General features: G+C 70.5%; 19 protein-coding genes. 7 read left to right on the top strand and 12 right to left on the bottom strand.

Annotated elements, in window-relative coordinates; translation table 11 throughout:
- Positions 1–33: 33 nt before the first annotated feature.
- The 5 genes from ABZT04_RS05390 to ABZT04_RS05370 all read right to left on the bottom strand — a co-directional run bounded on the left by ABZT04_RS05390 (position 34) and on the right by ABZT04_RS05370 (position 6,524).
- Positions 34–1,560, bottom strand: coding sequence for an aldehyde dehydrogenase family protein (locus ABZT04_RS05390; protein ID WP_356053214.1), 1,527 nt, complete (start codon positions 1,558–1,560; stop codon positions 34–36).
- A 160-nt stretch (positions 1,561–1,720) separates the two neighbouring features.
- Positions 1,721–2,347 (bottom strand): hypothetical protein, encoded by a 627-nt coding sequence (locus tag ABZT04_RS05385; RefSeq protein WP_356053212.1) that lies wholly within the window; start codon positions 2,345–2,347, stop codon positions 1,721–1,723.
- A gap of 994 nt (positions 2,348–3,341) precedes the next feature.
- Complete coding sequence (locus ABZT04_RS05380) at positions 3,342–3,695, bottom strand: hypothetical protein (protein ID WP_356053210.1); 354 nt, start codon at positions 3,693–3,695, stop codon at positions 3,342–3,344.
- A complete protein-coding gene (locus ABZT04_RS05375) occupies positions 3,682–5,460 on the bottom strand; it encodes a hypothetical protein (protein ID WP_356053208.1) in 1,779 nt (592 codons plus the stop codon). Before ABZT04_RS05375 ends, ABZT04_RS05380 begins: the two co-directional genes overlap by 14 nt.
- A 137-nt stretch (positions 5,461–5,597) precedes the next feature.
- Positions 5,598–6,524 (bottom strand): LysR family transcriptional regulator, encoded by a 927-nt coding sequence (locus tag ABZT04_RS05370; RefSeq protein WP_356053206.1) that lies wholly within the window; start codon positions 6,522–6,524, stop codon positions 5,598–5,600.
- A 94-nt stretch (positions 6,525–6,618) separates the two neighbouring features.
- Here ABZT04_RS05370 and ABZT04_RS05365 point away from each other — a divergent pair, with 94 nt between their 5' ends.
- Positions 6,619–8,022 (top strand): MFS transporter, encoded by a 1,404-nt coding sequence (locus tag ABZT04_RS05365; RefSeq protein ID WP_356053204.1) that lies wholly within the window; start codon positions 6,619–6,621, stop codon positions 8,020–8,022.
- Between the two features lie 41 nt (positions 8,023–8,063).
- Complete coding sequence (locus ABZT04_RS05360) at positions 8,064–8,756, top strand: siderophore-interacting protein (RefSeq protein WP_356053202.1); 693 nt, start codon at positions 8,064–8,066, stop codon at positions 8,754–8,756.
- Between the two features lie 22 nt (positions 8,757–8,778).
- Here the strand turns inward: ABZT04_RS05360 and ABZT04_RS05355 are convergent, their stop codons facing one another.
- On the bottom strand, positions 8,779–9,882 hold the full coding sequence (locus ABZT04_RS05355; RefSeq protein ID WP_356053200.1) for a DUF5954 family protein: 1,104 nt from the start codon (positions 9,880–9,882) through the stop codon (positions 8,779–8,781).
- A 95-nt stretch (positions 9,883–9,977) separates the two neighbouring features.
- Here ABZT04_RS05355 and ABZT04_RS05350 point away from each other — a divergent pair, with 95 nt between their 5' ends.
- The gene (locus tag ABZT04_RS05350) at positions 9,978–10,820 is read left to right on the top strand and encodes a helix-turn-helix transcriptional regulator (RefSeq protein ID WP_356053198.1); all 843 of its coding nucleotides are present in this window, start codon (positions 9,978–9,980) and stop codon (positions 10,818–10,820) included.
- Complete coding sequence (locus ABZT04_RS05345) at positions 10,802–11,077, top strand: DUF397 domain-containing protein (protein ID WP_356053196.1); 276 nt, start codon at positions 10,802–10,804, stop codon at positions 11,075–11,077. The genes ABZT04_RS05350 and ABZT04_RS05345 overlap by 19 nt, the downstream gene beginning before the upstream one ends.
- Positions 11,078–11,155: 78 nt before the next feature.
- Here ABZT04_RS05345 and ABZT04_RS05340 read toward each other — a convergent pair whose 3' ends face one another.
- From ABZT04_RS05340 to ABZT04_RS05325, 4 genes are all read right to left on the bottom strand, one after another.
- A complete protein-coding gene (locus ABZT04_RS05340; RefSeq protein WP_356053194.1) occupies positions 11,156–12,145 on the bottom strand; it encodes a malate dehydrogenase in 990 nt (329 codons plus the stop codon).
- A gap of 344 nt (positions 12,146–12,489) precedes the next feature.
- Complete coding sequence (locus tag ABZT04_RS05335) at positions 12,490–13,506, bottom strand: DUF2690 domain-containing protein (RefSeq protein WP_356053192.1); 1,017 nt, start codon at positions 13,504–13,506, stop codon at positions 12,490–12,492.
- A gap of 355 nt (positions 13,507–13,861) precedes the next feature.
- Entirely contained in the window at positions 13,862–14,356 is a 495-nt protein-coding gene (locus ABZT04_RS05330) for a DUF3017 domain-containing protein (RefSeq protein WP_356053190.1), read from the bottom strand.
- Positions 14,346–15,200 (bottom strand): bifunctional methylenetetrahydrofolate dehydrogenase/methenyltetrahydrofolate cyclohydrolase, encoded by an 855-nt coding sequence (locus ABZT04_RS05325; RefSeq protein ID WP_356053188.1) that lies wholly within the window; start codon positions 15,198–15,200, stop codon positions 14,346–14,348. The genes ABZT04_RS05330 and ABZT04_RS05325 overlap by 11 nt, the downstream gene beginning before the upstream one ends.
- Before the next feature lie 244 nt (positions 15,201–15,444).
- Here ABZT04_RS05325 and ABZT04_RS05320 point away from each other — a divergent pair, with 244 nt between their 5' ends.
- Both ABZT04_RS05320 and ABZT04_RS05315 read left to right on the top strand, forming a co-directional pair.
- Positions 15,445–16,035: an RDD family protein gene (locus tag ABZT04_RS05320; protein WP_356053186.1), complete on the top strand. Its 591-nt coding sequence runs from the start codon at positions 15,445–15,447 to the stop codon at positions 16,033–16,035.
- Between the two features lie 172 nt (positions 16,036–16,207).
- Positions 16,208–16,660 (top strand): ALF repeat-containing protein, encoded by a 453-nt coding sequence (locus tag ABZT04_RS05315; RefSeq protein ID WP_356053184.1) that lies wholly within the window; start codon positions 16,208–16,210, stop codon positions 16,658–16,660.
- Positions 16,661–17,115: 455 nt separating this feature from the next.
- On the opposite strand, the gene purH is transcribed toward ABZT04_RS05315, so the two are convergent.
- Positions 17,116–18,681 (bottom strand): bifunctional phosphoribosylaminoimidazolecarboxamide formyltransferase/IMP cyclohydrolase, encoded by a 1,566-nt coding sequence (gene purH, locus ABZT04_RS05310; protein WP_356053181.1) that lies wholly within the window; start codon positions 18,679–18,681, stop codon positions 17,116–17,118.
- Positions 18,678–19,307, bottom strand: coding sequence for a phosphoribosylglycinamide formyltransferase (gene purN, locus ABZT04_RS05305; protein ID WP_355923803.1), 630 nt, complete (start codon positions 19,305–19,307; stop codon positions 18,678–18,680). Before purN ends, purH begins: the two co-directional genes overlap by 4 nt.
- A 318-nt stretch (positions 19,308–19,625) precedes the next feature.
- Between purN and ABZT04_RS05300 the strand changes: the two genes are divergently transcribed.
- Positions 19,626–20,390: a hypothetical protein gene (locus ABZT04_RS05300; protein ID WP_356053179.1), complete on the top strand. Its 765-nt coding sequence runs from the start codon at positions 19,626–19,628 to the stop codon at positions 20,388–20,390.
- Positions 20,391–20,403 lie beyond the last annotated feature (13 nt).

The raw sequence follows: 20,403 nt of genomic DNA, 5'->3' as shown, positions 1-20,403 counted from the left end.
TTCAACTCCTGTGGGGGAAAGGGAGGTGGGGGCTCAGCCCGCGAACCAGCGGACCGGCTTCGGCGCCAGGTTCTGGTAGACGTGCTTGGCCTCGCGGTACTCGGCGAGTCCGGAGGGGCCGAGCTCCCGGCCCACACCGCTCTTTCCGAAGCCGCCCCACTCCGCCTGCGGGAGGTAGGGGTGGAAGTCGTTGATCCAGATGGTGCCGTGCCGCAGCCGTCCCGCGACCCGTCGGGCGCGGCCCGCGTCGGCGGTCCAGACGGCGCCGGCGAGGCCGTACTCGGTGTCGTTGGCGAGCGCGACCGCCTCGTCCTCGGTGCGGAAGGTCTCGACGGTGAGGACCGGTCCGAAGACCTCCTCGCGTACGACGGTCATCTCGCGGTGGCACTGGTCGAGGACGGTGGGCTCGTAGAAGTAACCGGTGGCGGGTCGGGTCGGCGTCGGCTCGGGGCGCTTGCCGCCGGAGCGCAGCACCGCGCCCTCGGCGAGTGCGGCGGCGACGTACGACTCGGTCTTGGCGCGCTGCTGCTCGGAGACGAGCGGGCCGCACTCGACGCCGTCCTCGGTGCCGCGGCCGAGGCGGATCTTGCCGGCGCGGCGGGCGAGTTCGGCGACGAAGCGTTCGCGGACGGTCTCCTCGACGATGAGGCGGGCGCCCGCCGAGCAGACCTGGCCGCTGTGGATGAAGGCGGCGTTGAGGGCCTGGTCGACGGCGGTGTCGAAGCCCTCCTCGGTGGCGCAGGCGTCGGCGAAGACGACGTTGGGGTTCTTGCCGCCGAGTTCGAGGGCGACCTTCTTCACGGTCACGGCGGCGGCCTGCGCCACCTTCGTGCCGCTGGTCAGGCCGCCGGTGAAGGAGACGAGGTCGACGTCGGGGTGCTCGGCGAGGCGGGCGCCGACCGTGTGGCCGGGCCCGGTGACGATGTTGGCGACACCGTCCGGCAGCCCGGCCTCAACCAGCAGGTCGATCAGGGCGATTGTCGTCAGCGGGGTGATCTCGCTGGGCTTGACGACGAAGGTGTTGCCGGCCGCGAGGGCGGGCGCGATCTTCCAACTCGCCTGGAGGAGAGGGTAGTTCCAGGGGGTGATCAGCGCGCAGACACCGACCGGCTCGTGCACGACGACGCTGTGCACCTCGGGGGTGCCCGCGTCGACGACCCGGCCGGGGGCCTCGGCGGCGACGAGGTCGGCGAAGTAGCGGAAGGCGTCGGCGACACAGTCGATGTCGACCCGGCCTTCTTCTACGGTCTTCCCCGCGTCCCGGCTCTCCAGCAGGCCGAGCCGCTCACGGTCGCGCACGAGCAGGTCGGCGACGCGGCGCAGGAGGGCGGCGCGCTCGGTGACAGGGGTGAGTGGCCAGGCCCCCGCACCCCCACCGAAAGCCGCACGGGCGGCTGCGACAGCTATGTCGGTGTCCTTCTCGTCACCCTCCGCGACCACGGCGAACGGCAGCGCGTCCGCGGGGTCGATGATCTCGCGCGTGGCGCCGGAGACGGCTTCCAGCCAGTCTCCGCCCGCGTGGATGGTCTTCCCCGCCTGCTGTTCCGTCTTGTCGGCCATGATCGGTGTTGCCTTCCGTTCCTGTTCAGTGCCCCGGCGTCACCTAACTGTCACTCTCGGGGACTGCGGGCGCCTGCCCGGGACGTCCGTATGCATGCGCAATCCGGGGCCGAAAGTGGGCGGGGTCACTGAACATGGGAACAAAAGGTGACTAAACGGGTCACCCACCGTCGGATGGGAGGAACCACTCCAGTGCGGTGGTGAGCAGCTCCAACTGGTCGGAGTGGCTCTCCGCGTCGGGGCCATAGGCGGTGATGGCGTAGATACGGCCGTCGTCGGCCACGAAGCGCTCGTCATAAACGTGCCAGGTACCGATGTCGGGCTCGCCCCTGAGGGAGTCGGCCGTGTACTCCAGACGAGACCCGGTGAAGGTCCCGTCGTCAAGATGCTCCAGCGCGACCTTCCGAAATCCGGGCGCCTTCACCGTACTGTCCGACAGAAACAGCTCGAACGAGGCCTGAGGCGACGCCTCCGCGACCTGATACACCTGCAAACGGTGCGAGCCGTCCGCGCTGCGGTAGTTGACCACGTCCATCCCGTACGACGAGGCCGCCGTCGACCGGCTCCAGCCGTCCGGGTAGGCGATGCGGAACCCTTCGGGGTCCTCGAACGACTGGTATCCGGTGGGGAGTTCGGGAGTGGAGGCGGACGGCGACACGCTCTCGGCGCTGACCGACGGCGAGCCCTCCGTCGATCCGGAGGGAGCGGGCGTCGACGACGAGGCGCCGACCGCCCGACCACCCTTGGCGTCCCCCCTGTCCACAACCAGGCTGAACACCAGACTCACGACCACACCGACTACGGCGGCACCGACGACTACGGACCACACGAGCCGCCGACTGAGCCCGGGACGGGCGGGCGCACCGGGCCGAGCGACGCTGGTCGACGGCCAGCCACCGGACCCGATGTCATCGCCGGTGCCTGTACTGCTCGGTTCATGCCAGGTGCCGGCCCCGGGCCAGATGCCCGTCTCGGCAGGCCAGGGCCTCGACCCCGGCGGCAGGGTGGGGACCGCACCGGTGCTGCCGGGCCAGGGCGCCGGACCAGGCGGGAGGGTCGAGCCCGTACCGGTTTCACCCGGCCCGTGCCGGGTGTCAGCGCCGGTGCTGCCGGACCCGGGCCACGTGCCGATCTCGGCAGGCCCTGGCCTCGGCGGCAGGGTCGACTCGGTACCGGTGTCGCCCGACACATCCACGGCGGCCGACCCCGACAGCGAGTCCGAACCTGACCCCGGCGGCAGCCCGGGGACCGCACCGGTGTCATTCGGCCCGTGCCGTGTGTCAGCACCAGCGCTGCCAGTTCCAGGCCCCGTACCGGCCTCAGCGGGCCAGGGAGCCGGACCCCCTGGCGGCAGCGTCGGGCCCGCACCGGTATCGCCCAGCCCCTGCCGTATATCAGCACCAGCACCGCCGGACCCAGGCCCTGCGCCAGCCTCGGCAGGCCAAAGCGCCGGACCCTCTGGCGGCAGCGTCGGGCCCGTACCGGTATCGCCCAGCCCGCGCCGCACGTCAGCGCCGGCACCGGCACTGCCGGACCCAGCCCCCGAACCAGCCTCGGCAGGCCAAGCCCCCGCACCCCCCGCCGGCAAAGTCGGCACCGTGCCCGTGTCGCTCGGCACATCCACTGCGGTCCACTCAGGCAGTGAGTCCGGCCGAGGCGGCGGCGTCACCGGAGCCGCTGGGCGCACAGCCCCCGCGCTACCGGCCCCCTCCCCGTCCTCCCACCGCTGAGTCTCCTCGTTCCAGTACCGCGGCCCCGCTCCCCCGCTCATCGCATCCCTCTCACAGTCCCACCAACCCCGCGACCGCTCCCGCCGAAGCCAGCACGGTCAGCAGGGCCTGGGAGTCGGCCAGCAGCTCCCGAAGTCGCTCGCGGCGCGTCGGGGTCGCCTGGCCGGTGCTGGTGATCTCGGTTTCGGTGTCGGCCAACGCTGTGTCCAGGGCTGCCGTCTGGTCCGTGGTGCGGACGCGCGCGAGGTCGGCGCGGAGTTCGCGTACCGCCTTGAGGAGTTCCTCCGCGGCCTGGTCGCGCTGCGGGGCCGTGCCGTGGTGGCTGACGGCCTGGGCGTGGCTGCCGACGGCGAAGGTGCTGTGGGAGACGTCTCCGAAGCTGACGTTCGGCTCATCCGTTGCCATCGGTCGAGGGTCCCTTCGTGGTGGGGGTGGTTGTGGAGGCGGTCGCGTGCTTCCCGACGGCGAAGGTGCTGTTCTCCACCTTCTCGAAGTTCGTCGTGCTGTTGCTGATGTTGGTGATCTTCTGGACGAACTCGCCCGTCAGATAGCCCGCTTCGGCGAGCGCGTCACGTACCCCGTTGGCGACCCGGTCCTGCACATTGCGCAAGTACCGCTCGACGTCCATCTCCTGGAACGTGGACCCGACCGACGCCGACCCCAACTCCCTTACGGACAAAGCCGGTCCATCAGGAAGCGCGCCCGCGAAGCCGCCGGTCAGCAGCCGCCAGCCGTAGATCAGGCCCCGGCCGAGGACTGCCGCGGAACCGACCGCCGAGCCCGGCACCCGGGCGGCAGCCCACGCCGCCTTGCCGAGCGCGTTGTTGTGGCGGAAGCGGTGCGCGGTGCGGTCCGCGTTCTTGAAGTCCTCGCGGACGGGAAGTAGGACGTGCGGGGCGATCTCCAGGGTGAGCATGCGGCCCTGGGTGTGGATGCGCACGAACACCGTGACGACCAGCTCCTCCTCCCAGCCGCCGACGCGAATGCGCAGGAAGTGCCGCCGCTTCTCCGCGCCCTCCTCGACCGCACGCGCCCGGTGGTCCTCGAAGGCCTGCGGGTAGTACGGCGCGTCCTCGCGCCGCAGCAGCCCCTCGACGGGCAGGAACACACACTCGTCGATCTCCAGCCAGCGCAGCCGGTCGCGCCCGAGGTGGGCCGCGTAGTCGGCGGGCAGCCGGAGTTGGGCCAGCAGGGGGCGGATCGTCTCCAGGACCGTCCGGTTGCTGATCGGCCGCTGTTCCTTCTCGGTGTCGGGCCGGAGTTCGACCGCGAGCACCCAGGTCTCGTACGGCACTCCGGCCCCGCAGAAGGGACGGGCCTCGTGGTACATGACCAGCGGCGCGTGCTGCTCGATCCGGATGCGGTCCTTGAGCCGCTGGAAACGCTGACCCTCACCCGCCTCGGCGGGGTCTCTCGCGGCGTCCGGGAACCTCTGCGGGGACAGCTCGGCGGCCAACGCCCGTGCGAACTGGCCGCGTTGGGCCGCCAGGCACAGGGCGATCAGCGCGAACAGGGCGAGGGTGAGCCAGGCCTGCCAGGGCTTGATCAGGCTGTCGAGGTTGTCGGTGCTGGGGACCAGCAGGTCGGTGGGGCTGGAGGAGCTGTCGCCGTAGAGACCCGACGTGCTGGAAGAGTCGAAGGTCGAGCCGTAGGTCGAGCTGTACGAGGACGAGTCGTCCGAGCCACCGCCGAAGGCCACCACCACCGTGAGGACCAGCAGGAACGCGAACATGAGGCGGCCCCACCAGCGGAACAGGAACGCGAACACCAGCCGGTACAACGGCGGGTTGGCCGCCCGGCCCCTGATCCAGCCGCCGATCGCCAGATAGAGGCTGGGGAACAGGAACAGGAAGAGCAGTCCGCCGCTGAGTACCGAGCCCACCACCCACAGGCCCAGGATCGCCCCGGCCCACTGCAGCTCCTGGCGGCGGGCGCGCAGCGCGTGCGCGAGGACGCGGGCCGCGTCGAAGCCGAGCGAAGGGGCCACGATCCGCTGTTCGTTGAGGTGCATTTCGTCGATGACGCGGTCGCGGTATCCCGAGTCGAGATAGGTGCCCGCGCACAGCAGTCGGCTGGCTTCGCTGGCGTGCGGCGGGGTGGGCGGCGGTCCTGGTGGGCCCCCGCTGGTGGCGGCCGGCTGCGGCTGTTGTGGCACGTAAGCAGTGCTCACGCGACTCCCCCGATGCGTGGAATGACCCTGCATCGGCAGTTGAATGACCCTGCGTCAGCAGTTAATTGACAGGGAGTCAGCATAGGGGTCGATGCGTTGCCCGCGAAAGCGGAATCCCGCGCCGTGCAGCCGCGCGGCTAATCCCGCGGCCGGTCGGCCACCAGCTCCCGTACGCAACCGCGCAACCACGCATGCGCCGGGTCGGCGTCGTGCCGCGGATGCCACGCCAACCCCACGGGCAGTGGCGGGAGTCGCAACGGGACCTGGAAGGTCACCAACCCCAGCGCAGCAGCCATCGGCCTACTCCACGCGCTGATCAAACCCACGGCGTCCGAGTCCCGCAGTACGCACAGCGACGCCGGGAACGTGCCGATGCTGCCCAACACCCGCCGCTCCAGGCCGAGTTCGGCGAGCGCGTCATCCACCGGTCCGCGTAGTCTGCCGCGCCGCGACACGATCAGGTGCGGAGCGTCCGTGGCGAACCGTTCGGGCGTCAACTCGCCCTCCAGGAGGGGGTGTCCGGCCCGTACGACGCCCATCATCCGGTCCTCGAACAGCATCTCCACCCGCACCTCGGGCGCGACCGTGTCGATCATCCCCACCTCCAGGTCGGCGGTGCCCTGCCGCAGGTGGGGGGTGTCGACATGGCTCTCGGAGAGGAAGCGCAGCCGGATGTCGGGCGCCTCCTCGGCGGCCCGCGCGAACAACGCCGCACCGAGTGTCGCGGCCATCGCGTCGTGACCGATGATCGTGAACGTCCGGGAAACGGTCCGCAGGTCGGTGTCCCGGCCCGGCGCGAACAAGGCCCGCGCCCGCTCCACCACCGCGCTCACCTCGGCCCGGACGGCCAGCGCGTGCGGGGTGGGCACCATCCGCCGCCCGGCCCGGACGAGCACGGGATCGCCGAGCGCCCGGCGGATCCGGCCCAGGGTGCGGCTCATCGCCGGTTCGGAGAGATGCAGTCGCCGCGCGGCACCCTGCACGCTCTGCTCCTCAAGGAGCACGTCGAGGGCGACCAGCAGATTGAGATCCAGCCCTCCGGCACCGGATTGCGTCACACGCATTCGCCCCTTGCAAAGGTTGCACTGGAAAGCAGGTCACCGCCGAGCCTACGGTGACAGCACACCCCACACCACACCGGAACTCCCCGGAGAAACCATGCCCACGCCTGCCCTGAAACGGTCCGTCCTCCTCGCCCTCTGCGCCTGCGTGCTGGTCGCGCAGAGCATGGTCGCCGCCATCAACCTCCTTATCCCGCAACTGAGTTCGTCCTCCCTGCACCCGTCGCACACCGAGCTGCTGTGGATGGTCGACGCGTACGTCATCGTCTTCGCCGGACTCCTCATCCCGGTCGGCGCCCTCGGCGACCGCTACGGCCGCAAGGGCGCCCTGCTCGCCGGGCTCGCCCTGTTCGCGGCGGGCGCCGCCACCAGCGCGCTCGCGCAGAACCCGGCGACGCTGATCACGGGCCGGGGCCTGTCCGGCGCGGGCGCGGCGCTGATCACCCCGGCGACGATGTCGATCCTGGTGCACCTCTCCGCCCCCGAACACCGCTCACGCGCGATGGCGTCCTGGACCCTCGCGCTCGGCCTCGGCGGACTCGCCGGGAACCTCGGCGGCGGCCTGGTCGGCCAATTCCTGTCCTGGCGCGCCCTGTTCGGCGCGATGGTCCCCCTGGCCGCGCTCCTCGCCCTCGCGGTCACCCTCACCACACCCCGCACGGCACGGGCCGCGCACAGCAACCTCGACCCCACCGGCACCGCCCTGCTGACCACCGGCCTGGTCGCCGTCCTCTTCGGCATCATCGAGGGCCCGGTCTACGGCTGGACCTCCCCGCGCATCCTCACGGCCTTCGCGACAAGCGCGGCGCTGCTCACCACCTTCACCCGCCACGCCCTCCGCTCCAGCACACCCCTCTTCGACCCGCGCGTCTTCGCCTCCCCCACCCTCCGCGCGGCCACCCTCGGTACGGCCACCGGCTTCTTCGGCCTGTTCTCCCTCTTCTACGTCAACTCCCAGTACCTGCAAGGCATCAAGGGCTACGGCGCCGCCGTCACCGGCGTCGCGATCGTGCCGCTGACGGTCGGTATGGCCCTGGTCCCGAGGCTCGCCGTCCGCTGGGCGCACCGCCCGCGTCCGGTGATCGGCACCGGTCTCGCCCTCATCGGCCTCGGGCTGCTCGGCGCGTCCACCGCCGACGCGGGCACGCCGTACTGGACGTACGCCTGCTGGCTGCTGGTCATCTCGGCGGGCACCGGGCTGTCGATGCCGGCGCTCACGGTCGGGGTCGTCACCTCGCTCCCGCCGCACCAGACGGGCCTCGGCTCCGGTCTCGGCACCTCCGCCCGCGAACTCGGCGCGGCCCTCGGCGTCGCGGTCACCGGCACCGTCCTGGCCGCCCACCCCGACCTCGCCCACGGCATGGGCCCTGCGCTGCGTACGGTCGCCCTGATCGTCCTGGCGGCGACGGCACTGGTGGTCGTCGGCCACCGCGACCGCCCCACCACACGCACTATCGCGTCCGACGAGAAACGCGTACTATCGCGTTCAAGTCACCCCTGAACACCAACTCCCCCTGCGCACCCTCCACTTGAGGAGCCCCCGTGCCCGCCGCCCTCCTGAACCCCGTCCTCGACCTGCTGACCCTCCGGGGCCTCGTCACCGCCGCCGAACCGATCACCGACCGGATGCGCCGCTTGCGCGTCGAGGGCGACACGCTCGCCGGACTGGACGTCCAACCCGGCCAGCAGGTACGGGTCCTGGTCAGCGGGCTCACCCTCCGCACCTACTCCGTGTGGCGCTACGACCCGTCCGGCGCCGTCGAGTTGTGCGTGCTGGACCACTCCGAGGGGGGACCCGGGGCGCGTTGGGGGAAGAGCGTCGGCGTCGGCGAGCAGGTGCGGCTACGAAAGCCCGAGGGCACCTTCACCCTCCGCTCCGACGCCGCCCACCACGTCTTCGTCGGCGAGGAGACGGCCTCCGTCGCCTTCGGCGCGATGCTGGCCGCGCTGCCCGAGGGGGCGCGGGTCTCCGGCTGCGTGGAGACGGAGACGGCCGGGGACCGGCTGCCGCTGGCCCACTCCGACCGCCTCAACTGGCTGACCAGGGGCGGGACTTCCCTCCCCGACGCGGTGCGACAGCTCGCCCCCGTGCCGGGCGGCGGGATCGCCTACGTCGCCGGGGAGGCCCGTACCGTCCAGCATGTCCGGCAGGTGCTCGTAAGGGAGTTGGGCTGGGACCGGCGCTCGGTCCTCACCAAGCCGTTCTGGGCACCCGGCAAACACGGACTCGACTAGGACCCTGCCACTGGACCAGAGCTCAGCGGCCCCGCTTCCTGCGCCGCTCCTCGCGCCGCTTCGCCTCGGCCTCGGCCAGCCGCAGGAAGTCCTTGGACTCCTCGTCGAGTTCGACCGGTTCGTCGTCGTCGCGCTCCTCCCACAGCCCCTGTTCCTTCAGTTGCCGGGTGTGGATCTCGACGGGCGGATCGGGGTCGTAGTCGGAGGGGCGGGGGCCCTCCGGGCCGGTGGGGCCGATGCGGACGAGCCGCTCGACACGCGTGACGCGATAGCGGACGCCATCGACGGTGAGGACGTTCGACCGCGTCTCGTCGAGCCGGTCGGCCAGTTGGGCCCACTCGGCACGCTTCTCCTCGTCGAGCTGGAGGGTGTACGGGCCGCCGATCCGGAGCCAGCGGGCGAGGGAGTCACGGGCGCCTTGGGGCGTGGAGTGGGAGAGCCCGGGATTGAAGGACAGCCACTTGCCGTTCTCCCGCTCGGAGATCATGAAGACCGCAGGGAGCAGCACACCGCCCGGGTACTCGTCCCGGGCCCGCCGGGAGTCGGCCAGCACGTCCTCCGGGAAGTCGCTCCCGGCGGCACCCGCAGACCGCACCAGTTCCAGCTTCAGCAGCACCTCGGACAGGCTCGTGCCGGTGAACGGGTCGATGACGAACCCCTTGGTCTTCGGCCCCAGCAGCATCGCCTCGCCGACCTCCGCGGTGTCCGGGTCGGACGGGCGGGGCGGCTCGGGTCCGTTAGGCCCCATCCGCAGGAAGCGGCAGGCCCGGACGATCCGGAAGCGCTCGCCCCGCACCCGGACCTCGTTCACCACCTCCCGGTCCATCCGGTGAGCCGCCGCCATCCACTTGCGGTGCGCGGTCTCGTCACCGGCGGTCTCCGCCTCCTGCGCCCGCATCCGAAAGTGCGAACCGAGCGAATCCCGGGATCCCTGCGGGGTATTGCTCGCGTGGCCCAGGATCTCCCAGCCGCCCATCTCGCACTCCCGGGCATGGAAGAACTCCGGCAGCCCGGTCCCCATCACGTTCGGATACCGCCCCTTCGCCTCCCACGCCTCCTGCTCCGCGAAGGCCGCGATGGGTCCCTCCTGCGGAGTGATGCGGAAGGTGAGATAGGCGGGTGTCACATCTCGGAAATCCACAACTGCCTGATCCCCCAAGGAGTGTTGAATTACTCTTCGTAGTCCCATCATCACACGGTGAAGCACGAGGGAGCAGGGGAATGCCCGAACGGCGAGTGGTGACCGGCCGAAGCCAGAACCCGCGCGAGCGGTTCGCCGAGGAGCTACGCCGCCTGCGCACCGAACGCGGGGAGAGTCTGCGGCAGCTCGGCGAGCAACTGGGATGGGACGCCTCGCTGTTCGGCAAGATGGAGAGCGGGGAGACGATGGGCGGGCCCGAGGTCGTCGAGGCCCTGGACACTCACTACGGATTGCCGGGGTTGCTGATCGCGATGTGGGAAATCGCGATGGGCGACGTCACCCGGTTCAAGGAGCAGTACCAGCGGTACATGGGCTACGAGGCGAAGGCGGTGAGTCTGTGGCAGTACTCGGTGGGCGCACCGCCCGGACTGCTCCAGACTCCGGCGTACGCACGCGAGATCCTGGCCGCAGGTGGCATCCGGGGTGTGGAGCTGGACCAGCAGGTCGAAGCCCGCATGAGCCGACGGAAGTTGCTGGAGGGACCTTCATCACCGGCGTTCCGCGTGATTCTCTCGGAGGCGGTGCTGCGCACCCAGCTCAGCGACCCGAATGACTGGCGGGGGCAACTGGAGCATCTGGCGGAGGCAGCTGAACGCCCGAAGATCAAGCTCCAGATCGTGCCCTTCAGCGCCGGTCCCCACAGCTTGACGAACACCGACGTGATGTTCCTGCGGATGCCGAACGGCACGACAATGGCCTACCCCGAGAACGACCTGCGTGGTGAACTGATCGAGGAAAGCAGCCGGGTTGAGCAGCTACAACTCCGATACGATTCGATGCGTGACCTGGCCTTGCCCCTCGCCGAGTCGCGGAAGTTCATCACGCGAGTGTTGGAGGAAGTGCCGTGCGAACCATCGACCTGAGCTTGATCAACTGGCGTAAGTCCAGCTACAGCAACTCGGACGGCGGCAACTGCGTGGAAGTCTCCGACGACCTCCTGACCACCGCCCTCTGGCGCAAGTCGAGTCACAGCAACTCCACCGGCGGTGAGTGCCTCGAAGTCGCCCAGCACATCCCCGGCCTCATCCCCGTCCGTGACAGCAAGGACCCCTCTCAAGGAGCCCTCCTCTTCGGGCTGGACGCATGGGCCGGTTTCATAGGTGCCGTGAAGCAGAGCTAGCCGTAACGCGCGCAGGCCCCGCCCCCGGAACGATCCCGGGGGCGGGGCCTGCTGCCGTAGAAGATCAGCCGTAGAAGATCAGATGAGGCCAAGCGAGCGGACCGCCTCGCGCTCCTCCTCCAGCTCCTTCACCGACGCGTCGATGCGGGCGCGGGAGAACTCGTTGATGTCCAGGCCCTGGACGATCTCGTAGACGCCGTCCTTCGTGGTGACCGGGAAGGACGAGATGAGGCCCTCGGGGACGCCGTAGGAACCGTCCGAGGGGATACCCATGGAGGTCCAGTCGCCGTCCGCCGTGCCGTTGACCCAGGTGTGGACGTGGTCGATGGCGGCGTTCGCGGCGGAGGCGGCGGAGGACGCGCCACGGGCCTCGATGATGGCCGCGCCGCGCTTGGCGACGGTCGGGATGAAGTCCTCGGCGAGCCACTTCTCGTCGTTCACGGTCTCGGCGGCGTTCTTGCCGGCGACCGTGGCGTGGAAGATGTCCGGGTACTGGGTGGCGGAGTGGTTGCCCCAGATCGTCAGGCGCTGGATGTCGGCGACCGTCGAGCCCGTCTTCTTCGCGAGCTGGGTCAGCGCGCGGTTGTGGTCGAGGCGGGTCATCGCGGTGAAGCGCTCGGCCGGTACGTCCGGGGCGGCGGCCTGCGCGATGAGCGCGTTGGTGTTGGCCGGGTTGCCGACGACGAGGACCTTGATGTCGTCCGCGGCGTTGTCGTTGATGGCCTTGCCCTGCGGCTTGAAGATGCCACCGTTGGCGGAGAGCAGGTCGCCGCGCTCCATGCCCTTGGTGCGGGGGCGGGCGCCGACGAGGAGGGCGACGTTCGTGCCGGCGAAGGCGACGTTCGGGTCGTCCGTGATGTCGATGCCCTGGAGCAGCGGGAAGGCGCAGTCGTCGAGTTCCATCGCGGTGCCCTCGGCGGCCTTGAGCGCCGGGGTGATCTCCAGGAGACGCAGCTTGACCGGCACGTCCGCGCCGAGCAACTGGCCGGAGGCGATACGGAAGAGCAGGGCGTAACCGATCTGGCCGGCCGCGCCGGTGACGGTGACGTTCACGGGAGTGCGGGTCATGGCGTTCTCCGTATGAAGCTGGCGGTGGGGCGGCACTGCCCCGGGTGCGGACGTACAGATGATCGATCTCTTGGCATCAAGAGATCCACCGGTCAGGCTATCGCGCATCCGGGACCGCGCACTGCCGGGTCCGTGTGGCCCACCCCACAGAGACCGCCCCGGCGCACAAATAAGGCGGCCGTCCGGCTCGGGAGAGGTACACCGGACGACCGCCGTGGGGGTACCGGGGGTCCGGACTCCCGTGGGGGTAATGACCGCCTGCCCCGATTCGGGCCGGACATGCCCCCCGCACACCGAATCCCCACAAGCGCTTCCCAGGTGATCCTGGATGGTCCTGGATGTCCCTAGGTGGTGCACCCCTTCTGCCCGGAGGCGAGTGTCACGCAGGCCTTCGCCTCGCCCGCGTCCTTCACGGCCACCATCGGGGTGTAGGCGATGGCGTCTCCGGTCGCCGAGATGGTGTCGGTCTCCTTGGCGGTGCCCGCGGTGACCTGCACGGAGTCGCCCGCGACCCCCGTGGTGATACGGCCCCAGGCGGCGCCGCAGGTCTTGCTGTAGCGGACCTCGACGACGGTCGTGCCGACGGTCGCGGTCTTGGCGGTCGTCGCCGCGCCCGCGTCCGTGGTGCACCCCATGGCCTCGGCGTCCTTGCCGGTGCAGCTCGCGCCCACGCACTTCACTCCGGCCGGCAGCTCCTGGTTCGTACTGACGGACGGCGAGGCCGAGGTGTGCGTCGCGTTCGCCTTCTTGCCCCCGCCGCCGTGGTTGGTGAACAGGAACACGGCCCCGATCACGACCAGCACCCCGACGACCCCGGCCGCGAACATCAGCAGCCGCCGCTTGGCACCGCCCACTCCATCGGGTGGTCCGGGTCGGGGCGCCCGCGGCGGTTCCGCCTTTTCCGCTACGTGCTTGTCGGGCGTCGCCGGCTGCGGTGGCACGGTCGGTGACACCCCCGCAGGACCCGCGATCCCCGGGGCCGCGGTCGCACTGCTCCCCTTACGGGTTTTCGTGGGCGGCGCGGTGACCGGCGGCGCCCCGAACTCCCCGAGCGCGGCGCGCGCCTGGGAGACCCGGATCGCCTCCATGGTCATGTCGTGGCGCATCTCCGAACGGCTCCAGGCGCGCTCGGCCAGCTCCCACATCGTGGTCAGATGAACGGGATTGGTGCCGGTGACCTCGGCCAGGGCGATGATCGCGCCCTTCGGTGCGAGGAGCCGGCCGCCCAGATAGCGGTCCCAGGACGTCTTGCTGTAGCCCGTACGGTCGGCCACCGCCGCGACACTCAGGCCGCTGCGGTCCACCAGTCGGCGCAGTTGGCTCGCGAACTCACTGACCTGCGGATCGAGTTCATCCGGCAAAGCCCTCCAACGCGGCATTGCTTCCCCCCTCAGTCCCCCTGCCCTGAATTGTCCACGCTAGCGCGGTTGTTGGTCGGGGTCGTTGCGCATCCGCAAACTTGTCAATACATCGACACAGTGGACGCACACCAAGCTGAATGACGACAACGGGAAGGAGAACGGTTCCCTCGTCGCGAGGCGGTACGGAGCGCGTGCGGGGCGCGTAGCGAAACGGTCACCTCCGTGCCACAGCGCGCCGACACCCGTTGAACAGCCCGCTCACAGCGCGGCACGCTGAATGCAGACGGCGGCGCGTCCTTGCTCGGGGGAGGGGACGGGCCGCCGTCGTACGTGGCGAACCGCTCGCCGCCGGACGCTAGTTGGTGGAGACCGTGTAGTGCAGGGTGTCCTTCAGGAACGGGAGCTGCAACCAGGGCTTCGGCTGCGCCATCATCGCCAGCAGGACGATCGCGAGGCCGAGCACGCCGTAGGTGACGATGTCGGTGAAGCGGGAGCGGACCGCGAGCATGCCGACGCCCGGCAGGACCCAGCGCAGGATCGCGCCGGCCAGCAGCGCGGCGCCGATCAGCAGCAGGCCGACGCGGACGACGTCGAACGCGACCAGCAGCAGGCCGAGGCCGACCACGCCGAGGACGACGAGGATCGGCCACTGGCGGGCCGGTGCCGGGGCGTCACCGGACGCGGCCCGGCCGCCGCCCTCGGGGCGGGCGGTGTCCCGGGTGAAGAGGGGGAAACGGCGCGTACTGCGGCGCGGGACGCCCTCCGCGTCGGGCGCGCTGACGGGGTCCGTCACCTCGATGTCGTCCACGGCGTCGGCGCCCTTACCGGGGTCCTTGCTCTCAGGCGACACTGCGCTCCGCCGCCTCGACCACGTTGACGAGCAGTTGGGCGCGGGTCATCGGGCCGACTCCGCCGGGGTTCGGGGAGATCCACGCGGCGACCTCGGCGACGCCCGGGTGGACGTCGCCCACGATCTTGCCGTCGGCACCCCGCGAGACACCGACATCGAGGACGGCGGCGCCCGGCTTCACGTCCTCGGGCCGGATCAGATGGGCGGAACCGGCGGCGGCGACGATGATGTCGGCCCGCTTGAGGTGGGACGACAGGTCGCGGGTGCCGGTGTGGCACTGGGTCACCGTCGCGTTCTCGCTGCGCCGGGTGAGCAGGAGCGGCATCGGGCGGCCGATGGTGACCCCTCGTCCGACGACCACGACCTCCGCGCCCTTGATCTCCACGCCGTAGCGACGCAGCAGGGTCAGCACACCGTTCGGGGTGCAGGGCAGCGGGGCGGGCTCGTTGAGGACGAGTCGGCCCAGGTTCATCGGGTGGAGGCCGTCGGCGTCCTTGTCGGGGTCCATCAGCTCCAGGATGCGGTTCTCGTCGATGCCCTTGGGGAGCGGCAGTTGGACGATGTAACCGGTGCAGGCCGGGTCCTCGTTGAGCTCCCGGACGGCCGCCTCGATCTCTTCCTGGGTGGCGGTGGCGGGCAGTTCGCGCTGGATGGACGCGATGCCCACCTGGGCGCAGTCCCGGTGCTTTCCGGCGACGTACTTCTGGCTGCCGGGGTCGTCCCCGACCAGGATCGTGCCGAGGCCGGGCGTGACGCCCTTCTCCTTCAGCGCCGCCACGCGGGCGGTCAGATCGGACTTGATCGCGGCTGCGGTGGCCTTGCCATCGAGAATCTGGGCGCTCATGGGCCCATCCTCCCGGATGACGCCCCCCGGGTTCCAATCCGGGTACACCCGGGGTGTATGGCCATGATCACTGATGTTGCACTTACACAACACCTATGGAATGCCGCTGGACAAAATCTCGTCACGAAGAGAACGATGAACGGCGCAGTACTGCGGTAGGTGTTGGGGGGCAAACCGCTCATCTCGTGACGTACCTCCGCGCAATCCGCATCGTCCCCGCATTGCCAACGGAGGAAAACCCGCCATGAGTTACGACCCGAACAACCCCTACGGGCAGCAACCCCAGAACCCCCAGCCGGGCTACGGCCAGCCCCAGGGCCAGCCGGGCTACGGCTACCCGCAGGGCGCCCCTCAGGGAGCTCCCCAGGGTGTCCCGCAGCAGGGTTACGGCTACCCGCAGCAGCCCGGCTACCCCGGCGGCTACGCGCAGGCCGGTTACGGCGCCACCCCGCCGTACGCGAACTGGGGTCAGCGTTTCCTCGGCACGCTGGTCGACGGCCTCGTCTTCCTGGTGCCGTACATCCTGATCATCGTCGGCCGCGGCAACGCGGTGCTGACGGGCATCGGCGCCGTCCTCATCCTCGGCCTCGCCATCTGGCAGCTCATCCAGGAGGGCAAGACCGGCCAGACCGTCGGCAAGAAGGCCCTGGGCATCCGCCTGGTCCGCGAGAGCGACGGCCAGCCCCTCGGCGTCGGCATGGCCTTCGTCCGCCGCCTCGCCCACTTCGTCGACTCCATCGCGTGCTACCTGGGCTGGCTGTGGCCGGCCTGGGACGCGAAGCGTCAGACGTTCGCGGACAAGATCATCGGCTCGATCGTGATCCGCACCCAGTAGGACGCACTCACGCCTCGGGGCCGTGTCACCAGGTGGTGATACGGCCCCGAGGCGTTTCCACGGCAGCAACGGCCCCCACAACACTGCCTGCACGCGGCAATGACTCCTGGAACCCGGCGGTGCGACGATCACCGCTCATTCCAAGTCCCGCTCTCCGAAGGCAGGTTCACCAGTGAGACCCACCCGCCGAGCCGCGCTGTTCCTCGCGGCCACCGCCGTCACCCCGGCCCTCCTGCTCGCCGCACCGGCGCACGCGGCCGACGCGACAACGACGACCACCGTCGTGGCCGCCTACTCCCCCGTCGACCCGACGACGGTGGACACCATGTCCGAGGACGACCTGCGGATAGCGGTCCTGCGCATCCTGGCGGACCCCGACTCCGGCAAGGCGGTCACCCGCGAGGCCAACAAGGCCCTCGACGGCACGGTCGACGACCTCCGCACCTTCCTCAAGACGGGCTACCGCCTCGCCCAGGCCGAGGACGACCGAGTCGCCGTCTTCCGCATCCTGGCCGACCCCACCATCAGCACGGCCCTCCGGGCGGCAGCGGAACAGGTCATCGACGGAACTCCGGAGGAGCTGCGGTACTTCATCGAGGTGGGCCAGTACGAGGTCGACGGCTAGTCCCAGCCACCGCACCGATGCCCTGATAGAAGAAGCGGACCGAACCACCCGGCTCCACCACGGCCTTGACGCCCGCCTCGACGAGGACCTGCGGTACCTCACGAGGCGGGGCAATACGAGACCGACGGCCAGGACCCACCGGGGGCGAGTCCCCACCACCACCCCGGCGCCCCAGCGGAAGAAGCGGACCGAACCGCCCGGCTGGACCACGGCCTTGACGCGAGCCTCGATGAGAACTTGCGGTACTTCATCGAGAGTGGGGCAGTGGGAGGCCGACGGCCAGGACCCGCCGACGAGGGTCCCAACCACCCACCCCGGCGACCTAGTAGAGGAAGCGGACCGCACCACGGCCTTGACGCCCGTCTCGGCGAGGAGCTGCGGTACCTCACGAGGCGGGGCAGTACGAGGCCGACGGCCAGGACCCGCCGACGACGGGTCCCAACCACCACGGTGACCTAGTGGAAGAAGTGCCGCGTCCCCGTGAAGTACATCGTGACGCCCGCCTTCTTCGCGGCCTCGACGACGAGTTCGTCGCGGACCGAACCGCCGGGCTGGACCACGGCCTTGATGCCGGCCTCGGTGAGGACCTCCAGGCCGTCAGGGAAGGGGAAGAAGGCGTCCGAGGCCGCGTACGACCCTCGTGCCCGCTCCTCGCCCGCCCGCTCGACCGCCAGCTTCGCGGAGTCCACGCGGTTGACCTGGCCCATGCCGACGCCGACCGAGGCGCCGTCCTTGGCGAGCAGGATCGCGTTGGACTTCACCGCGCGGCAGGCCTTCCAGGCGAAGGCGAGGTCGGCGAGGTCGGACGCGGACAGCGCCTCGCCCGTCGCCAGCGTCCAGTTGGCCGGGTCATCGCCGTCGGCCTGGAGGCGGTCGGCGACCTGGAGCAGCACTCCGCCGTCGATCGGCTTCAGTTCGACGGGGTTCGTCGGAGCGCCCGCGGCCTTCAACACCCGGATGTTCTTCTTCTTGGCGAGGATCTCCAGCGCGCCGTCCTCGTAGTCGGGCGCGACGATGACCTCGGTGAAGATCTCGGCCACCTGCTCGGCCAGTTCCTTCGACACCGGCCGGTTGACCGCGATCACCCCGCCGAACGCCGACAGCGGGTCACACGCGTGGGCCTTGCGGTGCGCCTCGGCGACATCCGAACCGACCGCGATGCCACACGGGTTGGCGTGCTTGATGATCGCGACACAGGACTCGGCGTGGTCGTACGCGGCCCGGCGCGCGGCATCCGTGTCCGTGTAGTTGTTGTACGACATCTCCTTGCCGTGCAACTGCTCGGCCTGCGCGAGCCCACCGCCGTCGGCGGACACGTACAGCGCGGCCGGCTGGTGCGGGTTCTCGCCGTAGCGAAGGGTGTTCTCCCGCTCCCAGGTGCCGCCGAGGAAGTCGGGGAACTGCGACTCGTCCACGGGCGCGTACGCGCTCGCGAACCAGCTCGCCACCGCCACGTCGTACGACGCCGTGTGCTGGAAGGCCTCCGCCGCGAGCCGCTTACGGGTGGCGAGATCGAACCCGCCGGTCCCCACGGCGCTGAGCACGTCCGCGTACCGGGCCGGGCTGGTGACCACGGCGACCGAGGGGTGGTTCTTGGCAGCGGCACGCACCATCGACGGACCGCCGATGTCGATCTGCTCCACGCACTCGTCGGGGGACGCGCCCGAGGCGACCGTCTCCCGGAACGGGTAGAGGTTGACGACCACCAGGTCGAAGGGGGCCACACCCAGCTCGTCGAGCTGCTGCCGGTGGCTCTCCAGGCGCAGGTCGGCGAGGATGCCGGCGTGCACCTTGGGGTGCAGGGTCTTGACCCGTCCGTCCAGGCACTCGGGGAAGCCGGTCAGCTCCTCGACCTTGGTGACGGGGACACCCGCGGCGGCGATCCGCCCGGCGGTGGACCCGGTGGAGACCAGCTCGACGCCGGCCTCGTGCAGGCCGCGCGCCAGCTCTTCCAGGCCGGTCTTGTCGTAGACGCTGACCAGCGCGCGACGGATGGCCCGCTTGTTGCTCTCGGCGGTCACTGGATAACTACCTTTCGTCCCTCGATGCGATAGCCGTTGCGGGCGAGCCGCCCCACGACATCGACGAGCAGCGTTCGCTCGACTTCCTTGATGCGCTCGTGCAGAGCGCTCTCGTCGTCCTCGTCCCGGATCTCGACCACGCCCTGAGCGATGATCGGCCCGGTGTCGACGCCGTCGTCGACGAAGTGGACGGTGCAGCCGGTGACCCGGGCGCCGTACGCGAGCGCGTCCCGTACGCCGTGGGCTCCCGGAAAACTGGGCAGCAGGGCGGGGTGCGTGTTCACGACCCGGCCGCCGAAGCGGGCGAGGAACTCCTTGCCCACGATCTTCATGAACCCGGCCGACACGATCAGGTCGGGCTCGTACGCGGCGGTCGCCGCGGTCAGCGCCGCGTCCCACTCCTCGCGGGTGGCGAAGTCCTTCACCCGGCACACGAAGGTGGGCAGCCCGGCGCGCTCGGCACGGGCGAGGCCCTCGATGCCCTCCCGGTCCGCGCCCACGGCCACGATCTCGGCCCCGTACGCCTCGACACCGACGGTCTCGACGGCGTCCAGGAGCGCCTGCAGATTCGTACCGGATCCGGAGACCAGCACGACAAGGCGCTTGGCCACGGGCTTGGCGGCCACGGCGGGGCCCTTTCTCGGGGGAGCGTCTTCAGTACGGCCGACTCGTGCGTCCACTCGTGCGTTCATACGAATGCTTCGCGCCCCGGGATACGGGGAAGTCTACGAAGCGGCCGACCGTCAGCAACGATACCGGCACACCGGACAGCCCCCACGGGACGGGGGCGTGGCCGGAAGGTAGCGTCTGGGGCGAGCGGGTTCGGGAACGCGGCTGCCGTACGGCACGTTCACGAAGCGACAGCTCGTGTCAGCTCATGTCGGAGACGTATCCACCAGACGTATCCACCAAGACGTATCCATCAAGGGGAAGACGCTCATTTGATGCCGGACCGCAGTCTGCGACTTCTCACGTTCCCCCCGCAGTCGGTGCTGCTCCGAGAGCGGCCCTCCTCGCCGCCCGACGCGCCCTCGGAGGGAAAGAGCGGTGCGGGGCAGGACGACAACCCGTTCGCGCCGCCGCCCGAGGACGCCCCGGACCGGCCGTGGCAGCCCCGGCGCCCGGAGGGTCGCGACGGTGACGACGCCCCGCAGGGTGACGGCGGTCGTTCGCCGTGGGGCAGCCAGTGGAGCGACCAGCAGCCGGGGCGCTCCCAGGGCGGCTTCGGCCAGCGGCCCGGCAGCCCCACCGGACAGGGCGGTCCCGAGGGCCCGGGCAACGGCGGTCCCGGCCAGGGAGGCATGCGCTGGGACCCGACGGACCCGGTCCAGCGCCACGCCCGTTACTCCCTGCTGAGCGGTATGTGGGCCTTCTTCTTCGCCCTCTTCAGTTGGCCGTACGTGGCCCTGTTGCTCGGCGCGCTGGCCCTGTACTGGGGCGGCAGCGCCCTGCGCGCCAAGTCCGGCCCCACCGACCCGGACACCCCGGCCGTGCCCGAGGCGCAGGCCCGCCCGCAGACGACGGCGGCGGTGAGCGGCGTGGTGACCGCGGTCCTCGCCATCGCCCTGGTCGCCGCGATGTTCGCCGCGCAGCTCGCCTACAGCGACTACTACACCTGCGCCAACGACGCCCTCACCAACGAGGCCAAGCAGTCCTGCAACCAACTGCTCCCGAAGGATCTGCGGGGGTTGCTGGGCACCGCCAACTGACGGACTGCGTCGG

It is taken from the genome of Streptomyces sp. NPDC005492 (assembly GCF_040605995.1).
Taxonomy (GTDB): domain Bacteria; phylum Actinomycetota; class Actinomycetes; order Streptomycetales; family Streptomycetaceae; genus Streptomyces.
This window is presented reverse-complemented; position numbering and strand designations above follow the sequence as displayed.

Bases quoted from the DNA above. Each gene is read 5' to 3' on its own strand.
- ABZT04_RS05390 (WP_356053214.1), bottom strand. From the start codon at position 1,560: ATGGCCGACAAGACGGAACAGCAGGCGGGGAAGACCATCCACGCGGGC.
- ABZT04_RS05380 (WP_356053210.1), bottom strand. From the start codon at position 3,695: ATGGCAACGGATGAGCCGAACGTCAGCTTCGGAGACGTCTCCCACAGC.
- ABZT04_RS05370 (WP_356053206.1), bottom strand. From the start codon at position 6,524: ATGCGTGTGACGCAATCCGGTGCCGGAGGGCTGGATCTCAATCTGCTG.
- ABZT04_RS05365 (WP_356053204.1), top strand. From the start codon at position 6,619: ATGCCCACGCCTGCCCTGAAACGGTCCGTCCTCCTCGCCCTCTGCGCC.
- ABZT04_RS05350 (WP_356053198.1), top strand. From the start codon at position 9,978: ATGCCCGAACGGCGAGTGGTGACCGGCCGAAGCCAGAACCCGCGCGAG.
- ABZT04_RS05340 (WP_356053194.1), bottom strand. From the start codon at position 12,145: ATGACCCGCACTCCCGTGAACGTCACCGTCACCGGCGCGGCCGGCCAG.
- ABZT04_RS05325 (WP_356053188.1), bottom strand. From the start codon at position 15,200: ATGAGCGCCCAGATTCTCGATGGCAAGGCCACCGCAGCCGCGATCAAG.
- ABZT04_RS05320 (WP_356053186.1), top strand. From the start codon at position 15,445: ATGAGTTACGACCCGAACAACCCCTACGGGCAGCAACCCCAGAACCCC.
- ABZT04_RS05300 (WP_356053179.1), top strand. From the start codon at position 19,626: ATGCCGGACCGCAGTCTGCGACTTCTCACGTTCCCCCCGCAGTCGGTG.